The 17,670-nt window shown below is 50.8% G+C and carries 13 protein-coding genes; 8 read left to right on the forward strand and 5 right to left on the reverse strand.

The window, feature by feature from the left end:
- Positions 1 to 132 precede the first annotated feature (132 nt).
- Positions 133 to 1,167 (reverse strand): S66 family peptidase, encoded by a 1,035-nt coding sequence (locus HHL17_RS16625; RefSeq protein ID WP_169225801.1) that lies wholly within the window; start codon positions 1,165 to 1,167, stop codon positions 133 to 135.
- 125 nt (positions 1,168 to 1,292) lie between these two features.
- Between HHL17_RS16625 and HHL17_RS16630 the strand changes: the two genes are divergently transcribed.
- From HHL17_RS16630 to HHL17_RS16645, 4 genes are all read left to right on the forward strand, one after another.
- Positions 1,293 to 2,090: an AraC family transcriptional regulator gene (locus HHL17_RS16630; protein ID WP_169225802.1), complete on the forward strand. Its 798-nt coding sequence runs from the start codon at positions 1,293 to 1,295 to the stop codon at positions 2,088 to 2,090.
- Positions 2,091 to 2,139: 49 nt separating this feature from the next.
- Complete coding sequence (locus HHL17_RS16635; RefSeq protein ID WP_169225803.1) at positions 2,140 to 4,113, forward strand: M1 family aminopeptidase; 1,974 nt, start codon at positions 2,140 to 2,142, stop codon at positions 4,111 to 4,113.
- Between the two features lie 134 nt (positions 4,114 to 4,247).
- The gene (locus HHL17_RS16640; protein ID WP_206156006.1) at positions 4,248 to 5,681 is read left to right on the forward strand and encodes a S41 family peptidase; all 1,434 of its coding nucleotides are present in this window, start codon (positions 4,248 to 4,250) and stop codon (positions 5,679 to 5,681) included.
- A 151-nt stretch (positions 5,682 to 5,832) separates the two neighbouring features.
- Positions 5,833 to 8,283 (forward strand): ABC transporter permease, encoded by a 2,451-nt coding sequence (locus HHL17_RS16645; protein WP_169225804.1) that lies wholly within the window; start codon positions 5,833 to 5,835, stop codon positions 8,281 to 8,283.
- Positions 8,284 to 8,290: 7 nt separating this feature from the next.
- On the opposite strand, the gene HHL17_RS16650 is transcribed toward HHL17_RS16645, so the two are convergent.
- Positions 8,291 to 9,070 carry a class I SAM-dependent methyltransferase gene (locus HHL17_RS16650; protein ID WP_169225805.1) on the reverse strand — a complete coding sequence of 260 codons (780 nt, stop codon included), beginning with the start codon at positions 9,068 to 9,070 and terminating at the stop codon, positions 8,291 to 8,293.
- A 169-nt stretch (positions 9,071 to 9,239) separates the two neighbouring features.
- Between HHL17_RS16650 and HHL17_RS16655 the strand changes: the two genes are divergently transcribed.
- From HHL17_RS16655 to HHL17_RS16670, 4 genes are all read left to right on the forward strand, one after another.
- Positions 9,240 to 10,223 (forward strand): hypothetical protein, encoded by a 984-nt coding sequence (locus tag HHL17_RS16655; RefSeq protein ID WP_169225806.1) that lies wholly within the window; start codon positions 9,240 to 9,242, stop codon positions 10,221 to 10,223.
- A 170-nt stretch (positions 10,224 to 10,393) separates the two neighbouring features.
- On the forward strand, positions 10,394 to 11,437 hold the full coding sequence (locus HHL17_RS16660; RefSeq protein WP_169225807.1) for a bifunctional transcriptional activator/DNA repair enzyme AdaA: 1,044 nt from the start codon (positions 10,394 to 10,396) through the stop codon (positions 11,435 to 11,437).
- Between the two features lie 17 nt (positions 11,438 to 11,454).
- Positions 11,455 to 12,855 carry an MFS transporter gene (locus tag HHL17_RS16665; protein ID WP_169225808.1) on the forward strand — a complete coding sequence of 467 codons (1,401 nt, stop codon included), beginning with the start codon at positions 11,455 to 11,457 and terminating at the stop codon, positions 12,853 to 12,855.
- Positions 12,856 to 13,132: 277 nt separating this feature from the next.
- Positions 13,133 to 14,458, forward strand: a complete 1,326-nt coding sequence (locus HHL17_RS16670) for a DUF3472 domain-containing protein (RefSeq protein ID WP_169225809.1) — start codon at positions 13,133 to 13,135, stop codon at positions 14,456 to 14,458.
- A gap of 54 nt (positions 14,459 to 14,512) precedes the next feature.
- Here HHL17_RS16670 and HHL17_RS16675 read toward each other — a convergent pair whose 3' ends face one another.
- The 3 genes from HHL17_RS16675 to HHL17_RS16685 form a co-directional block, all read right to left on the reverse strand.
- Positions 14,513 to 14,968: a GNAT family N-acetyltransferase gene (locus tag HHL17_RS16675; protein ID WP_169225810.1), complete on the reverse strand. Its 456-nt coding sequence runs from the start codon at positions 14,966 to 14,968 to the stop codon at positions 14,513 to 14,515.
- 48 nt (positions 14,969 to 15,016) lie between these two features.
- The gene (locus tag HHL17_RS16680; RefSeq protein WP_169225811.1) at positions 15,017 to 15,589 is read right to left on the reverse strand and encodes a methyltransferase family protein; all 573 of its coding nucleotides are present in this window, start codon (positions 15,587 to 15,589) and stop codon (positions 15,017 to 15,019) included.
- A gap of 159 nt (positions 15,590 to 15,748) precedes the next feature.
- A complete protein-coding gene (locus HHL17_RS16685) occupies positions 15,749 to 17,641 on the reverse strand; it encodes a T9SS type A sorting domain-containing protein (protein ID WP_169225812.1) in 1,893 nt (630 codons plus the stop codon).
- Positions 17,642 to 17,670: the final 29 nt, after the last annotated feature.

Consider the following 17,670-nt stretch of genomic DNA (forward strand, 5'->3'; position numbering starts at 1 on the left):
GTCAGCTGCAAAGATCTGTCCCGTAGCAGGAGGGCCGTTTATGTAAAGCGGAGAAAAATTTGCGAAAATGGGAAATGATGGATGAGCGGCAATACAACCGGAAAGGATGGTAAGCAGGTTCGCTTACCATCCTCACTGAACACCTGGTTCCAGCAGGGTAAATGTTTTTTCGGTACAGTTGACCTCTGCCAGCACGCCATAGGGAAGCGTAAAAGTAGGGCAGGTATGGCCAAAGTCCATTTGGGTCACTACCACCATATCGGTTAAACCTTCTTCCCGCAATACTTGCAGTATAGCAGTTTCGTATTCGGCTGCATATTGATTGTCGTACGGCCGCCCCAACAGGATGGCCTTCGCTTTGCGGAGAATACCCAGCATGGCATAACTTCTCATCCAATAACGTATCAATTCGGGCCGGGCCATCTCTTCGGAAGTTTCGAAAAACAGGATGCTGTCCTGCCAATAGGCATCTTCCGGCCAGTAAGGAGTGCCTTTAAGAAACTCCAGTACGTCGATGCATCCGCCCATGAGCCTGCCCTGCACGGTACCCTTGCCTTGCAGGAACTTCCACCCGGTATTGGGTTCCAGCTTCCTTTTGATGTCCTGTAAAGCAGGATCAAACCATTCCAGTCGCTCGGATGTCCAGCCGTCGGTATTGGGCATGATCCGGCGCACAGGCGTTGCGGTAAAGAACGTGTTCCTGATATCTTCTACCTGGTAACGGTGCATGCCGCCATTTTCCGCGAAGCCTGTCAGCAGGGAGGTGCCATAGAAGGAGGTGAGGCCTGCTTTCAGGCAGAGCAGGTGCGTGATGGTGCTATCAGAGAAACCCAGGAATATTTTGGGGTTGTTCCGGATAACGTCCATGTCTACATATTTCAAAATCCGCACACTGTCTTCTCCGCCTATGTTGGAGATAATGGCTTTCACCGATTTGTCGGCGAATGCTTCCATCAGATCTTCTGCTCTTGCCTGTGGATTTTCGTAGATCCATTGAGCGGGTTTCAGGGCATTTTTTGTTTCGGTAACGTCAAGGCCAAACTGTTGTTGTAATTGTTCTTTGCCTTTCCGGTACCGATGTGGCAGTTCCCCCGCTCCGCCCCAGGAGAGGGAAATGGTGGCGACTTTATCGCCCGCTGCCAGCCGGGAAGGTTTGATTAAGTTCATATATCATCATTTAGCATTTACTGCCCGAAGGTATATTTTTTTGATCATCCGGCCGAAGGCCGGACTGTTGATGATTCCTGCTATATATCGTATATTTACTGACGGTTTTATACGCAGTCAGGCTTATGAGCATCATTCTTTCACCCGGGCATTATTTTGGCAAGGAGCAGCAGTTCAACGAAAATGCTTTCTTCAAGCTGAACATTACGGCTTATCAGCCGGATACGCATATTGGCGCGCATTACCACGAAAATGCCTATCTCAGCCTGTTGATCAACGGTGGTTATCATGAAATGAACCGTCGCACGGAAGATGAGGTACGGCCCGGAGAATTGTTGTTCCGCCCGGCCGGATATACGCATGCCAACCGTTTCCTGGAACAGCCCGGCCGTTGCCTGAATATAGAATTCAAACAATCGGGGATAGAAGAACTGACGTTGAAAGGCTCCCTGCCACAGCAACTGATCATCTACAAGCCTGGAGCTTTCAGTGATTTGTACCAGTTGCTCTATGCCTTTCTGAAAGAGCCGGCCAACTGTCTGCCGGAGGAACATATCGTCAACTGGTTATCCGAAGTGACGGACGTGAAAATTGCCAGCCGTCTGCCCTGGTTCACACAGGCAAAGGATATCCTGCAAAACGAATTCGATACGCATCATACCATTCAATCCATCGCCAACAGGGTGTTTGTGCATCCTGTTTACCTGGCGCGGGCTTTCAAGGAAAAAGAAGGTATGACCGTGGGCAACTACCAGCTGAAGATGCGGGCGCAAAAAGCGATGGAGCTGCTTTTTACCACCCGGCTGCCCGTAACGGATATTGCCTTCTCCGCCGGGTTCTCCGATACTTCCCATCTGATCCGGGTGTTCCGGGCATTTTACCGTTGCACGCCGCATCAATTCAGGCGTCATCTGAATAGTTAATCTGATACTATTTTTTGAGTGGATGACGGCGTTACTTTGTAAAAAAAGTATGCGCCGACTTATCGCCCTTTTATATTTACTTTCACCGGTGTGGCTTGTTGCCCAGCAGAAACTGGATTACCAGTTGCAGGTACAGGCAGATCTGGCGAAAAAGACTTTTGCCGTACAGGGAAGCCTTTCTTATGAAACCACTGCGGCTACCACCGATTCCGTTAAAATAATGATCAGCAAGGGGAGAGGCCCCGCCAAACTGCAACTGCAGGGCGGCATAGCCGCTACGGTGGACACCAGCCTGAGTGGTTCCGGTGACGTGCTTTACCACTGGCACTTTAAACGCCCGCAGCCCGTGGGTTCCCGCTTACATTTTACCTATGCCTACGAACGGGGAGATGCCCCCACTTTTCAGTACTACCTGGACAGCAGTTTTTGCATGGCCGGCGGATACGGTTCCGCATGGTATCCGCAGGTGTTGGCCCGCGCTGCCGATGGGAGCGATGACTACATCCGTGGCACGGGCACCCTGCGGGTGACGCTTCCGGAGCCGCTGATGGCGGTAATGGCTGCCTGCACCATCAAAACCACGAAAGGCGCCGGTTCCCAGACCTATGAATTTCATTACGCCCAGCCGGACATCTTCTCCCTGTATATCGGAAAATATACCCGGCAGGACTATCAGGGCAAGATGCCGTTTTACACTTACTGCCTGAGTAAAGCGATCAACGGAGAAGATATCTCCCGGAAAGCAGCGTCAGTACTGGACTTCCTGTCTGCCGAATTTGGACCGCTGGTTATTCCCAATTTCTCTATCATCGAATTCCCGGAAGCCGTGGCAGAAAAGACCGGCATCGGTGGCGCCAGTATCTTGGGCGGCGTGGTGATGCCTACCGGCGCACTGCGGGAGTTTAACTACGCGCTTTTCGGTCATGAGATAGGGCACCAATGGTGGGGCAATAAGGTGCTCTCTAAAGGAAGTATCGGTGCGGAAATGCTTTCCGAAGCTATGGCGCAATATGGCTCGCTGCAGGTGGTGGAACGCTTTGATAGCGCACGGGCCATTAACTACCGGAAGACGGGTTATCCCGGTTACCTGCCTGATCAGAGCGGAGTGGGATACCTTAAAAACGCCGCTGCCGGTAATGATGAGCCCCTGGCCACGCTCAGTGGTAAGAACGGCCATATCCTTGGCGACAGCAAAGGTTTCCTGGCGCTGGAACTGCTGGCAACAGTGGTGGGTAAACCAACATTTCACAAAGCCCTGCAAAACATCGGCGAAAAGTACAGCCATGACGGCCTTAGCTGGAACGACTTCTTACAGGAGATATCCAGCGCGCACGGCAGCAACCTGGAATGGTTCTATCAGCAATGGTTTGACCGCACCGGCGCACCGGCATGGCAAAGCAGCTGGCAGCAACAGGGCAATATCCTTCAACTTACCGTTACCCAGAAAGACAGTATTTACCGGTTACCACTGGAAGTATTGGTGACTTATCGTAATGGCACCACTTCCCTGCAACATATCACCATCCAGGAGCGGACCAACCAATTGCAATTACCTGTGAACGGCCCGGTAGCTGCTGTACAGGTAGATCCTTACTTTAAGGTATTGCACTGGGACGATGCGCTGACACCTATTGCGCAGGCACAGTCGAAAGTGGTGCGCGTGCTGAACCTGCGCATACAGCAGCAACCCGACGAAGCCATGGCATTGGCGAAATCCTACGTGCAGGCAGGTATCCCTGATGATCAGTATGGTGTGGAGTTTTCACTGTACTACCAGATGGGCCGTATTGCCGCTGCGCAGAACAAAACAGATGAGGCAATAGGCTGGTACCAGCACGCGTTGCAAAGCGTTAGCCGTAACAAGGAGCTGTTGGCGTATACCTATTACCGTGTGGCGCAACTGGCGGCTGCAAAACAGGATGCCGCGCTGTTGGAATGGGCCTGTAATAACGCTGTCACCGCAGATGCCGCCAACCAGAAGGCGGATGGCATGGAATCAAAAGTAAAACTGCTTGGAAAATAACAGCATGCCGGCGGGCATCCGAAACACACGGATGCCCGCCGTTTCATCGGTTACTGGATGATTTAATAGTTATTGTTGCCCGGAAAACATACATTTGAGCACCAAAATCATCCTGATAAAAATTGTAGTAACCTATGATTGTTAATAAACTTTTCTTGTTTATCCTGATCTTACTGTTTAACCCAATGGTCCTCTTCGCACAACAACCTTGTAATTGCGAAGGTAATTTCAAATGGGTAAAAGAGACCTTTGAAAAGAACGATGCCGGATTTGACTATGTGATCCAACAAAAGGGCATGGCTGCCTACGAGGAGCATAATAAGGCCATCCTGTCAAAAATTAAAAAGGCAACAGACAAGGAACAATGTGCTGTAGCGATGCGGGAATGGTTGCTGTTCTTCAGAAAGTCGCATCACGCTATTATCCCTGTCAATACTACGAAGCCTACTGCGGCCGCCAGTAGCATTTCCCTGGAAGTGCTGGCACTTTCCGAAGAGCAGGTGAAACAAGGGATACCTGACGCTTCAACCCCATTACTGGAAGGTATCTGGACAACATCTTCCTATAAAATCGGTATCGTCAAAAAAGACAAAGGTTATAAAGGAATTATCCTGACATCCGGTAACCCGGCATGGAAGCCTGGTTATGTGAAACTGAACATCACTGCGGACAGTGCCGGTGCTTTTTACATGGGCGATTTCTCTGCGAACAAATTTGATAAAGCGGTATTAGTCGGAAAAAATACCTTGCAACTGGGCACTGTGTTTTTAAAGCGCGAGTATCCGGTGTTCCCGGGGAATGATGACGCTGCGGTGCTGTATGCGAAGGAAATGGCTACCAGCGTGCCTTTTATGCAACAACTGTCTGATAAGACCATCCTCTTCCGGATACCTACTTTCGAAGACTATGCCAAGCATGATATCGACAGCCTGCTCAAACTCAACGATGCCCTGTTGAAACGTACTCAAAATCTAGTCATCGATATCAGGAATAATGGTGGCGGATCAGATATCAGCTACTACGAGATCATCCCGTTACTTTACACCAACCCTATCCGCTCTATCAACACCACGTTTCTTTCCACACCACTGAACAACAGCAGAATGGAAGGTTTTCTGGCAACGCCCGGTCTTTCTGACGCTGAAAAAAAGGCGCTGACAGAAGCGGTAAACACGCTGAAGGAAAACCCGGGTAAGTTCGTCAACCTGAATAAAGGAAAAATCGTTGACGTAGGAAAACTGGATACTATTTTCCCTTTCCCCAAAAATGTGGCGATCATCATCAATAACCAAAACGGCAGTACGTCGGAAGAATTTCTGCTGGCGGCCAGGCAGAGCAAGAAGGTAAAACTCTTTGGTGTCACCACGTTTGGCGTGCTCGATATCTCCAATACCTATGTGGTGGAATCGCCGGACAAACAGTTCAAGCTGGGGTACGCTCTTTCCAAAAGCCTGCGTATTCCCGATCTGGCCATCGACGGGAAAGGCATTATGCCGGATTATTATATCGACAAAAGTATTCCTGATGCGCAGTGGTTGAACTATGTGGTGGGAGTACTCGAACAGTAACGCCTGTACGATTATGGACACCGCCCGTACACATCCGGACATTTGACGGGTGTTTAAAATGAATAAGGTATTGAATTTTATTGTGTTATGAATGCGGCATGAAAATGCTGTGCAATATTGTCACACCGGACCGGTGTGACAATGCTTTTTTATGAATCTATCCATCAAATCTATGTTCCGCCGCCTGTGGCGTCAACGGCTTTTTTCTTTTCTGAACATTGCTGGTATAGCCGTCAGCGTGAGTGCCTGTTGGGTGATATACCGTATCGTGAGTTATGAATACAGCTTTGACAGCCAGTTGCCCGACAGGGCCTATACCTACCGGCTGGTAACAGGATTGATGTTTGATATAAAAGAGAATTATAACGGAGGGGTTTCCAAACCCATGTATCAGGCGATGCGGGAGCAGGTGCCGGGACTGAAACGGGTAGTACCTGTTTTCGGACAATGGGTGAATAATGCGGAGACTAAAGACCAGCAACAGCGTCCTGTGGTGGTAGATGATGTTAAAGAAGTAGTGGCCACAGATTCTTCTTATTTTATGATGGTGCCTTATACCTGGCTGGCCGGTAATCCGGCAACAGCGCTTCAGGCGCCGGAAAGTGTGGTACTGACAGAGAGCCGCGCCAGGAGTTATTTCGGTACGTTATCGCCTCAGGCTATACTGGGCAGGACGATTACCTACAACAAGGAAAAAACACGCACCGTCACCGGCGTGGTGAAGGACCTCGGGTATCCTTCTGAATTTACAGCAAAGGAATTTTTCAAGCTACCCCTGATAGAATATGAGCTGGCTGAATGGACCAACACCAATGGCTCCGATAAAGTATACCTTCAAATGGCCGCCGGGGCGGACACCGGTAGGGTAATGGCACAGATCAGCAAAATAGGTGCAGATAAATGGTCGGAACAAACAAAGCATTGGAATTTGCCCTCCACTGTCAAACGCTGGTTTAAACTGATGCCTTTTGAAGACTCTCATTTCTCCACTTATATCAGTGAGGGAAGTGGGCACAAAGCCAACAGGTCTGTTATGCGGGGATTGATTGGGTTAGGGATACTGTTAGTCATCGTGGCCTGCATTAATTTTGTTAACCTGACCACCGCCCAGTTGCCACAACGGTCGCTGAGCATTGGTGTGAGGAAGGTGCTGGGCAGCAGCAACACACAGCTGATGCGCATCATCATGGGCGAAACGTTTTTGATTGTATTGCTCGCTATACTGGCGGCCTTCCCGCTTACCACCATAGCCTATCGTTTCCTGGGAGATATTATACCAGAGGGCATGATGAACTATACTGCCGGATGGGGCATTGTCCTGTTCCTGGCGGCACTATTGACCGGTATCACCTTGCTGGCAGGCAGTTATCCCGCATGGCTGATGACCCGCGTACAACCAGCCGGTATCATTCAGGGACAGGGTGTATTGAATACCGGTAATAACCGCCGGCTGGCGTTGCGGAAAGTACTCATCGTATTTCAGTTTGTCATTGCACAGGTGTTTATCGCCGGTACCCTGATCATGGGCGCGCAAATGAATTATACCCTGAAGAAAGAACTGGGATTCAATAAAGATGCAGTAGTACTCATCGACATACCCTGGAAGCTGGTGCAGAACCCTGCCTATACCAACAAACAATATGTATTGGCAGAAGCCCTGAGAAACGAAACAGGTGTGGCGGCAGTATCAGTTGGCCGTCCGCCATTGTCGGACGGCTACAGTTCGAGCATGTATGAATATTACAATGGCAAAAAGCAGGACCCGGCAAGGCGGCAGGTATATAAAAAATTCATAGATACGGCGTATATCCGTACCTATCATATGCAGTTGGTAGCCGGCCGTAATATCCGTCCGTCTGACACCACCAACGAATTTGTGCTCAACGAAACGGCCGTGAAAGGCCTGGGCTTTGCTTCTCCGCAGGAGGCTATCGGAAAAATGATCGGGCAGGTGTCTGAACAAAAGTTTCCCATTGTTGGCGTGGTGAAAGACTTCCATACACGGGATTTCCACGCCACTATGGAGCCGGTGGCGCTGATGGCGCATAAGGATGGCAGCAATGGCCTTAATATCCTGCTAACGGGTAATGACCCCGCACAGTGGCAGGCAACCCTGAAAATGATCGAGCAGAAATGGCACGCCATGTATCCCGGAGAAGAATGGACCGGCAAGTTCTACGATCAAACCCTCGCAGCTTTGTATAAACAGGACCGCTCGGATTCAAAACTGGTGAACCTCGCCACAGGCGTAGCGATCGTGATCAGCTGCCTCGGTTTGTTCGGACTGGCCGTGCTGGTAGCTTTCCAGCGTACAAAGGAAATCGGCATCCGGAAAGTATTGGGCGCCACGGTGACCGGCATCGTGCAACTGCTGATGTCAGATTTTGTGAAACTGGTAACGATCGCTTTTATCATAGCCACACCGATAGCCTGGTGGGGCATGGACCGCTGGTTGCGCGGATTCGCCTATAGCATCAAAATTGAATGGTGGATGTTCGCATTGTCCGGCGTAATAGCGGTGCTGATAGCCATCTTCACCGTGAGTTTCCAGGCGGTGAAAGCAGCGTTGTCCAATCCTGTAAAATCTTTGCGGACGGTATAAAGGCACTTTATACCGTCCTGAAGCTCAGCTGGTACATCCTGCCATGTTCCAGCAGCTTCACTTCCAGTTCCCGCATATTGCCCGGCACCAGTTCTACCGGCGCCAGCGCCCGCATTTCATCTGTTGTCCCGTTGTTAAAGTATCCTTTTACGAAAGGGATTTTCCGGTACCGTTTCTGAATATGGACGGCGGTTTCATCGATGATAACGATGCGGGTACCGGGCTTGGCTACACGGATCATTTCCCGGATGGCCCGCACACGGTTGTCGAAGAAGTTGATGCCGCCTACATGAAATACGCTGTCGAAAGTGTTGTCTCTGAAGGGAAGGTATTCAGCATTGCCCCTGAAAAGTTGTATGGAGCGGTTCCATTTTTCCATATTGCGGACTGCCTGCTGTAGCATGCCGCCGGAAATATCCAGTCCGTAGTATTCTGCAAAATCGGGGAGCACCCTGATGTTCCAGCCGGTGCCCACAGAAGTCTCCAGCACTTTATAACCCGGTTTGACTTCTACATCGGCCATCCATTTGCTGCGGAGCTTATCAAGATCGATAAAAAATGAAATCACTTTCTCGGCTATATCATTAAAAGGACTGATGCTGTCGTACAGGCGCTGGTATTTCCTGTTCATGCCACCAATCTTTTCCAGTGCCAGGAAATCAGGGATACCCTTGACAACAGGAATCCGGTTGCCGGAGACATCTTCCAAATGCTGTTCTCCGACAGGGTGTAATGACTGATGGTTATAGGGATTGATAAGCATAGGCGCCAGTTCCCGGATATTCATAATGTCTGATTTATCTGCAAAACAATACCATCCGTACTTTGCAGGAAAGAGCATCCGCGCAGGACGCAGGGCATTGTCGGTGAACGGCCGGTTTTAACCGGTGACGATGATGCGGCGGTTTTGCCTCTTTTTATTTATTCCCCTATCTTGTTGCAATAATTAATTATTTATGACAGTCCATAACCTTATTAACCTGATGGGGACAAAAAGTACAGACCCCGCCATCAGCCAATTGTTTGAAACCTTTGGATTGGGGAAACCGCCCAAAACCGTCAATGCCAACCAGGGCGACAAAGGCTTTAAGGACAAACTGAATAACCTGAAGTTTGGTTTTAAGTTCAACATTACCAACGATCGCTTCTATCCTCCGGTAAGCCCCAAAAAGGATGATTATAACTTTGAATGTTATATGCACTCCGTCGTGTTGTACAGCGAAGACAGAAAAAAAGCACCGGACCCTAAACCGGCTGCCTTCTGGGAGGGATTTATCCATCCGTCTGGTACCTACGATGACTGTCTGGCCTTCTTTGGACAGGAAAAGTTCGCGGATCCCCGGCCTATTTTCGAAAAACAGGTAAGCGATATCGCGAAAGTAATGGTGTGGATGTCACAGGACGGGAGCCGGATTACGGACATGGAACTACGTTTGGATGAAGCGCGCGAAATTTTCTCCCAATATGATTTTAATGATAGCGACAAATATAATACGGTAAGACAGGCCTATACGCTGTTGGTAAAATGGTTGCTCGATAGCCGTTTTCTGATATTACCGGAAGAAGCTTACCGCGAGCCCCTGAACACAGATCATGCTGCTATTTTGGATTTTACGGGGAGATACTTAAAAAGACATATCTGGGATACGCAGTTGATTGCTGACCCGGTGGTGATCTCTTTTTTGTACCATATATCCAGCAACAGAACAATTATCCTGCCTGATGGCGAAAAAGTCAACGTCTACATTAAAAACCTGTATATCAAAGTCGCCGGCAAAGCAGCGCAACGGCAGGAACTGTATGACAACAGCACCATGGACGAAGTAGATGCACTGGAGCGGAGCCTCTGGCTGGATGAAGCACAGTGTGAGGTTTTCCTGCAAACACTCTCTGAAACATTTGCGCTTTTTAAGCAACGTGTCCCTGAAGAACGTTTTTAAGTCAAAGGCTCCCGGCAGGGGGCCTTTTTTAGCTGTGCTCAACAGGCCCTGCCGGATGAAGGACCGGCATTATTTTCGTAAAATTGTACCTTAAAAAATAGTTGTCAATTTTCCGGTTGTCCGGCGGACGCAGTGGCCCTACTTTTGTTGGGAAATCAATCAGATAAACCATGCAATTGAGCTTTGACAGGATGTACCAGGCTTCGCTGGAGAAAGACGTGGCTTTTGAAGGCGTGTTTTTTACAGCGGTAAAAACGACCGGCATTTTCTGCCGGCCTTCCTGCCGTGCCCGCAAACCGAAGCCGGAGAACATTGAATTCTTTTCCACCACCAAAGAATGTATCCTGAAAGGATACCGTCCCTGTAAGGTATGTCATCCGCTGGAGCAGCTGAACCAGACGCCGGATGATATCCGGCAGCTGTTGGAGGACCTGGCAGATGATCCGGGCGGGAAGATAAAAGATGCAGACCTGCTTCGCCGCGGTATAGAACCGCATCAGGTACGGCGCTGGTTCCTTAAAAACCACGGTATTACTTTCCATGCTTACCAGCGCATGTTCCGCATCAACTCCGCCTTTAAGAAAATACAGCAGGGCGAGTCGGTCAGCGGCGCCGCTTTTGACGCCGGCTTTGAATCCCTGAGCGGCTTCGGGGACTCTTTCAAAAACATCTTTGGGGTGTCTCCCAAAAAAAGCAAACAACAACGGATCATTGACCTGAAACGGCTGGAGACCCCGCTGGGCACCATGTACGCCTGTGCGGTAGAAGAAGGCATATGCCTGCTCGAATTCACCGACCGCAAGATGCTGGAAACAGAATTCCTGTATTTGTCGCGCGTGCTGAACGCGACCATCGTACAGGGCGACAATCCTCACTTCGCTACGCTGGAGGACCAGCTGAAAGCCTATTTCGACGGGCAGCGGAAAACATTCACCGTGCCGCTGTATATGCCGGGATCGGCGTTTCAGCAGTCGGTATGGCAGGTGTTGCAGGAGGTGCCCTATGGCGCTACGCGCTCTTACAAAGATCAGGCGGTGGCCCTTGGAAAGCCGGAAGCGGTCCGCGCTGTGGCCAATGCCAATGGCATGAATAAAATTTCTATCCTCGTTCCCTGTCACCGCGTCATTGGGGCCGACGGTTCTCTGACCGGCTATGGTGGCGGCATCTGGCGCAAGCAATGGCTGCTGGATTTTGAAAATAACAACGCCCGCTAACAATTTTTCCTTTTTTTATGATCATAACTATTTCCTCCATCAACAGGTGGTATGCGCTGCTTATTGTCCTGACCGCGCCACTGTTGTACGTGATAGACATTTTTATCGTTAACATCGCTCTTCCGACCATCAAAACCAGCCTGCATGCCACCGATGGTGAGGTGCAACTGGTGATCGCCGCTTACCTCCTGGGCAGCGCGTGTTTCCTGATCACCGGTGGCAGAGCAGGTGATTACCTGGGTAAGAAAAAAGTATTTTTCCAGGGGATGGCCTGGTTTACGCTCACCTCCTGTATATGCGGATTGTGTCAAACACCGATGCAGCTGAATATCGCGCGTTTCTTGCAGGGCGTTAGTTCAGCTTTTATGGTAACGCAGTCCGTTGCGCTGATACAGGTGCTGTTCCCGGTAGCGGAAGAGCGGGCCAAAGCTATTGGCTGGTATGGTATTACGCTAAGTGTGGCGGCTATCATCGGGCAGATGCTGGGTGGTTACCTGGCGGAAACGCATGGTACTATTGAGGGTTGGCGAATGATATTCTTCATCAACCTGCCGGTGGGTGCGGCTGCCATGTGGGCTATTTATCGTTACCTGCCGGAAACGCCTACCACCGTGGGGGTGAAGTTTGATTACTCCGGCGCGACGGTGCTTACGCTGGCATTAGGTTGCCTGATATACGCCATCACGGAAGGGCGGGAGCAACACTGGCCGTTGTGGAGCTTTGTGCTGCTGATATTGTTCGTGGTGTTAGCGATGGTGTTTATACGTATACAACGGGTAAAGCAAGGCGATAATAAGGGAGCGCTGATCAACCTGGCGTTGTTTAAGCAGCCGGCGTTTAACATTGGTTTGCTGGCGGTGCTGTTTCATTTTATGCTGCATACGGCTTACCTGCTGATGATGGCGGTTTACCTGCAAAGCGGGCTGGGTATGTCGGCGCTGGCCTGCGGGGCCAGTTTTATCCCGCATGCCTTGTTGTTTATGTTGTCGTCTGTGGTGGCGTCCCGATTGCTGGTGAAGCATGGCAAGAAGGTATTACAGGCAGGACTGCTGATCATATTTGTCGCTTTCGGGTGGCAGTTGAGTGGTGTTGACAGTCGCGCCGGAACGGTGGCCCTGATTGCATTGTACGGACTGGGAAACGGCATGGTATTGCCTTTTCTGCTGAATATTGTGCTGGACAAAGTACCGGTGGAAGATGCCGGCGCCGCCTCCGGTATTTTCTCTACTTTTCAGCAGACGGCTTCCGGGTTGGGGATCAGTATCATTGGCGGTGTGTTTTTCGCAGTGCTGCAATCCGGTATACACGACCATGCCTATACGGAGGCGCTGCGTTACGGGCTGGGAGCGGGGATGGCTTGCCTGATCGTAGTGGCTGTTACGTTGTATTGTCTGCCGGGTAAAACTGATCCGGCATAGTAGAAGAAAAATTATTTTATTTGGCGATCCTGTCTTAAATTAGATGATCATCAAAACAACCAAAATACCTGGACCTTTACTACCAACAGTGAATCATATTCCCGTGCAAACATTACCGGCGTGAACAATGGAATGGGTAATAGTTGCTGTTAACCTTTATTGAGTTTTACCATCAGCATATATACTGACTGGCCTGTATGCGGGTCTGTAAGCTGTTTTGTGCTGTAAAAAATCGTATAAGCAAAGCTGTTAGACTGCAACCATCAAATCGCATCCAATGAAAAAAGCACACCTTATCTTTATGTTAATGGCAGCCATCGCCATTGTTTCCTGCGGTAAAAGTATGCAGGACGCCCTTCCCGCCGATGCCGAATCCCTTAGTAAGGTAAAGGCTTCCCTTGTTCCTCCCGCTTCCAGTTACGCGGTAGCACTGGCTGGCAACGGCTTTGTGACCACACTGGCTGCCGGTGGCGCCGAAGTGATCACCAACAATGGCCTGGGTAGCTGGACGAATGCCAACAGTATTACCAGCACCTATTTCCGGTTGGGGCAAACCGGTCAGCTCAATGTTGCGGTCCGGATGAAAGTGCCTTCCGGCAGCAGCGATATTAAAGTGACCGTCAACGGTACGGCCTTTACCAAAACGGTTACCGGTGCCGCCTATACGGCCTTTACTATCGGTACGGTGAACATCACCAGCGCGGGTTATGTTAAAGTAGAGCTGCAGGGTGTCAGCAAAACCGGCAGTTACTTCGGAGATGTTTCACACATCGTTATCAGCGGCAGCGCTACCACCAGCAACGTGGTATACGCCAACGACTCTACGAACTATTACTGGTCCAGGCGCGGCCCCTCCGTGCACCTGAACTATCCCATCCCTTCCGGCGTGAGTGCTGAATGGTTCTACAATGAAGTCACCGTACCGGCAGGAGAAGACAAAATAGGATCTTATTTTATGAGCAATGGTTTTAATGGCGGTTATTTCGGTATACAGGTGAACAGTGCCACCGAAAGGAGAGTGTTGTTTTCCATCTGGGACCCTACTACCGGCAAGACCACGCTGGTGCGGAAAGGTCCGGGCGTGGTGGACAATGCTTTCGGGGGCGAGGGTACCGGTGGACAGAGTTATCTCGTGTTCAACTGGCAGGCTGGCACCACGTATAAATTCCTGACACATATCGTTCCTGATGGCGCCGGCGCTACAGATTTCTCTGCGTGGATATATACGCCGGAGACAGGGGCCTGGCGTTTTATCGCCACCTGGAAGCGGCCTGGCACCAACACTTATCACGCAGGGCTGTATTCTTTCCTGGAAAATTTCAATGATAAAAACGGTTACATGGGCAGGAGCGGACAATACAATAATCAATGGATACGCTCCACCACCGGCGTATGGACGGAGATCACCACCGCCAAATTCACCGCAGATGCTACCGCCACCAATGATCAGCGCAGGGACTATGCAGGTGGCCTGGATAGCACTACTGGGCGGTTCTTCCTGAAAAACGGCGGGTTCTTCGCCAACTATGTAAACTACAATACTACTTTTACGCGCACCGCAACAGGGGTAGCGCCTACAGTGAACCTGAACACATTACCCTGATTGCAGCGGGGCTTTGCTTATCGGACGGGCGCTTTTGCAGAGGCGCCCGTTTTTTTATGCCGGTAGATCCTTGCGCATGCACACGCTGTTGTCTACACCAATGTACTGGCCATAGTTTTCCGTGATGGCATAACCATTTTTCTGGTAGAGTGCAATCGCTTCGGGTTGCCGTTTACCGGTTTCCAGTACACAGGCCTGGTAGCCGAGTTCCCCGGCCCATTTTTCCAGTTCCAGCAATATTTCGCTGGCGAGGCCTTTGCCGCGGTAGTCGGGATGCACGAACATGCGCTTCACTTCCACTTGTCCTTCGGAAAAGGGTTTGATAGCGCCGCAGGCCACGGGGCGTCCGTCGAGATAGCCTACCACCGCCTGTTTGATAAGGTCTATTTTGTTGAACTGGGCATAAAACGTATGGTCTCCGCCATCGCGGATAGCGAGGTCCTGATCCAGCAACTTTACCAACGATACGAAATCGGGGTTGCCGGAATCGGTTCTGATGAGTTGTAGCATAGATAGATGTTGAGCGAGCCGTGAAGGTACGAAATTCCGCTGTCGCTTCTACAGGATGAATGGGATCAGTTTACGGGTCTGTTGCTGATAGACCGCATAACTGCCAGGGAAAAGTTCGTTCAGCAGTATTTCTTCCTGCCCTATTTTCATATACAGCGACAGTGCGCAGACAGCCGTTACGAAGATGGCGCCGCCTCCGCCGGTGACCAGGCTGGTACCTGCCAGTGCGGTAAGAAAGCCGGTATAGATGGGATGCCTCACTACGCGATAAGGCCCTTTGATGATCAGTTCATGATTTCTTTTGGCGGCCACTCCACCGCTCCAGTTGGTGCCCAACAGTAGGCGCGACCAGATAGACAGACAGACGCCGGTCACGCACAGCAGCGCCCCGAGGCCCTGTAGCATAGGCGAAGCAGGCAGGAGGCGGGTGCCTGTAAACAAGGGGTAGTACAAAGCTGAAAAGATAATCGTATAACCGATAAAGCCCAGCCAGCGCTGACGGGTAGTTCTGAGCTGTACGTTTTCTTTCGTGCGGTTCCGGAGCGTAAGCCAGCAGCAGCCGAACAGCATCCAGCTACAGAGTGTGATCCAGGTGAAGAGCGTCAGGTTTTCCTTGATCATAGGACGGGTTGTTTTGGAATTGAAGTTAAAGAGGATGAGGGAAAAGAAGGCTATTCATTTTATTCATTCCTTTAGGAGAACGGTGGTCATGGCGGGGTATGAAAAAACAGTGGCTAGCCAATATGCTGGCTGGCCACTGTTAGATGATGCAGGGGGATATCATTTTTGTAACAGGATCGTGCTTTGATACACTTCTCCGCTATGCGAAATTATTTTAACGTGATACCATCCGTTTGTGCCCTTTATCCGGAAAATGTTGTTGTTCAGCCTGTTTCTACTCACTTCCCTGCCTTGCCCGTCGAATAGTAAAAGCAGGGCCCCGCTCAGGTCCTCTTTACTGTCGATTTTTACTTCCCCGCTGGTAGGATTGGGGAATAACCGGAGTGTTATTGTTTTTCCGGCCCGTGGTGTTACCAAGGCACTTTGTCGCAGGGCGCACGGGTTAACGGTAACCTTCACAGGGCGCCGTTGCGGGTAGTCGCAGTCAAATCCGGCAGTAACGTAGTACGTGGTGGTAGTGAGGGGATGTACCGTATAGTACTTACCGGTAAAGAGCAGGTTACCGCCGGAAGGGGCGTCATACCAGCGGATGGCGGAAAAGTCGGAACGTGGGTCAACCGCGTGCAGGGTTACGCTGTCACCCTGGCAAATACCGGCACTGTCCATGTCAGGGGTTGCCGGTCCTGCGAAACCGCCTTGCAGGAATACCTGGTGCACGGTGTCTGACAGGCAGTCGTCGGCTATCGCCTGCACATAGAGTTCCACTTCCAGCGTGGAGTAGGCGATATGCGGAGGGATAATGATACGATTGTCATTAACGAGGTACCAGGTGGTATCCGCTACCGGGCCTAAGAAGCCGGAGTGCAGCACACGGACTTTATAGCCGTATCCCGGCTGATGGTTTTGTACGGCTATCACCTGGGTATCACATACCGCTGCCTGCGGTACGGAAAATACCGGGTCGGGTATGCTGTGTACGATGACTTTCACCGGTCTGCGCTGCGGATATTCGCAGCTAAAGGCGCCAGCTGCATAGTAGGTGGTAGTCGTATCGGGGAACACCAAAAAGTAGTTGCCGGCGCCCAGCCACTTACCGCCAACAGGTGCATCATACCAACGGACCACCATATCCGCAGATTGATTGCTGAAAGCGTGTAAAAAGGCATATCCTCCTTTGCAGATGGTGACGCTGTCGGCGTCCACGCTGGGCAGTCCTCCGCTGCCGCCAATATGATAAAGCTGTTTTACACTGTCGGAGGTGCAGCCGGTAAAGGGATTCACGGCCCGTACCACCACATTGACCGTAGCGCCCATAAAGGCAACGATACCAGGTACGGCGATGGTGTCCTTGTTTTTTACCGTCCAGGAGCTGTCTTTTACAACAGATCCGTCAGCAGCGGTATACTTAGCCTTCACCCGGTAGTCGGTTCCCTGCTGATGGTTTAACACCGGCAGTGACTGCGCGCCACATACCTGGCCTTGTGGAACACTGTATACAGGAGCAGCCGGAGTGCCGCTATGGTAGTAAGCGTAATAGACACGGAAGTCGTCCAGTAAGCCCAGTAGGCTGCTGCTCAGCGTGATTTTGACCCGGTCGAATGTTTGTTTGGGATGCAGCAGTACTTCCGCCCGGGTATTTCCCTGTAGCAGTCGCAGGATAGTGCTGTCTACGATCAGGGCGTCATTGTTAGCTGTATTGCCGTTGAATGTCTGCACCGTTACGCCCCGGAACAGGTTGGCGGAGAGCAGGGAGCTTCCGCTACCAATGCTGATGACTAAAGAATCGCAGCCGGTCGTACTGGCGGCAGGAAATATCAGCGTTTGTTGCACTGTCACGCCCAGCAGCCCGGCGGTGATAGCAAAGCTGGAGTAGTCATCGTGATTGGCATTGACGGAATTGCCCGGGTTGATGACGCCACAGAGTATACAAAGCCCGGTGACGCCGTTCGTTTGGGTATTGGCGTAAGTTTGTGCCTGTGCTCCGCGTGGCAGCATACAGGTAATCCAGGCAATGAGCAGGGTTAATTGGAGCGGGTAAAATTTGATTTTCATGGGAGGATGTTTAAGGATGAATTGTATGG

The sequence above is a fragment of the Chitinophaga fulva genome (assembly GCF_012927205.1).
Lineage (GTDB): Bacteria > Bacteroidota > Bacteroidia > Chitinophagales > Chitinophagaceae > Chitinophaga > Chitinophaga fulva.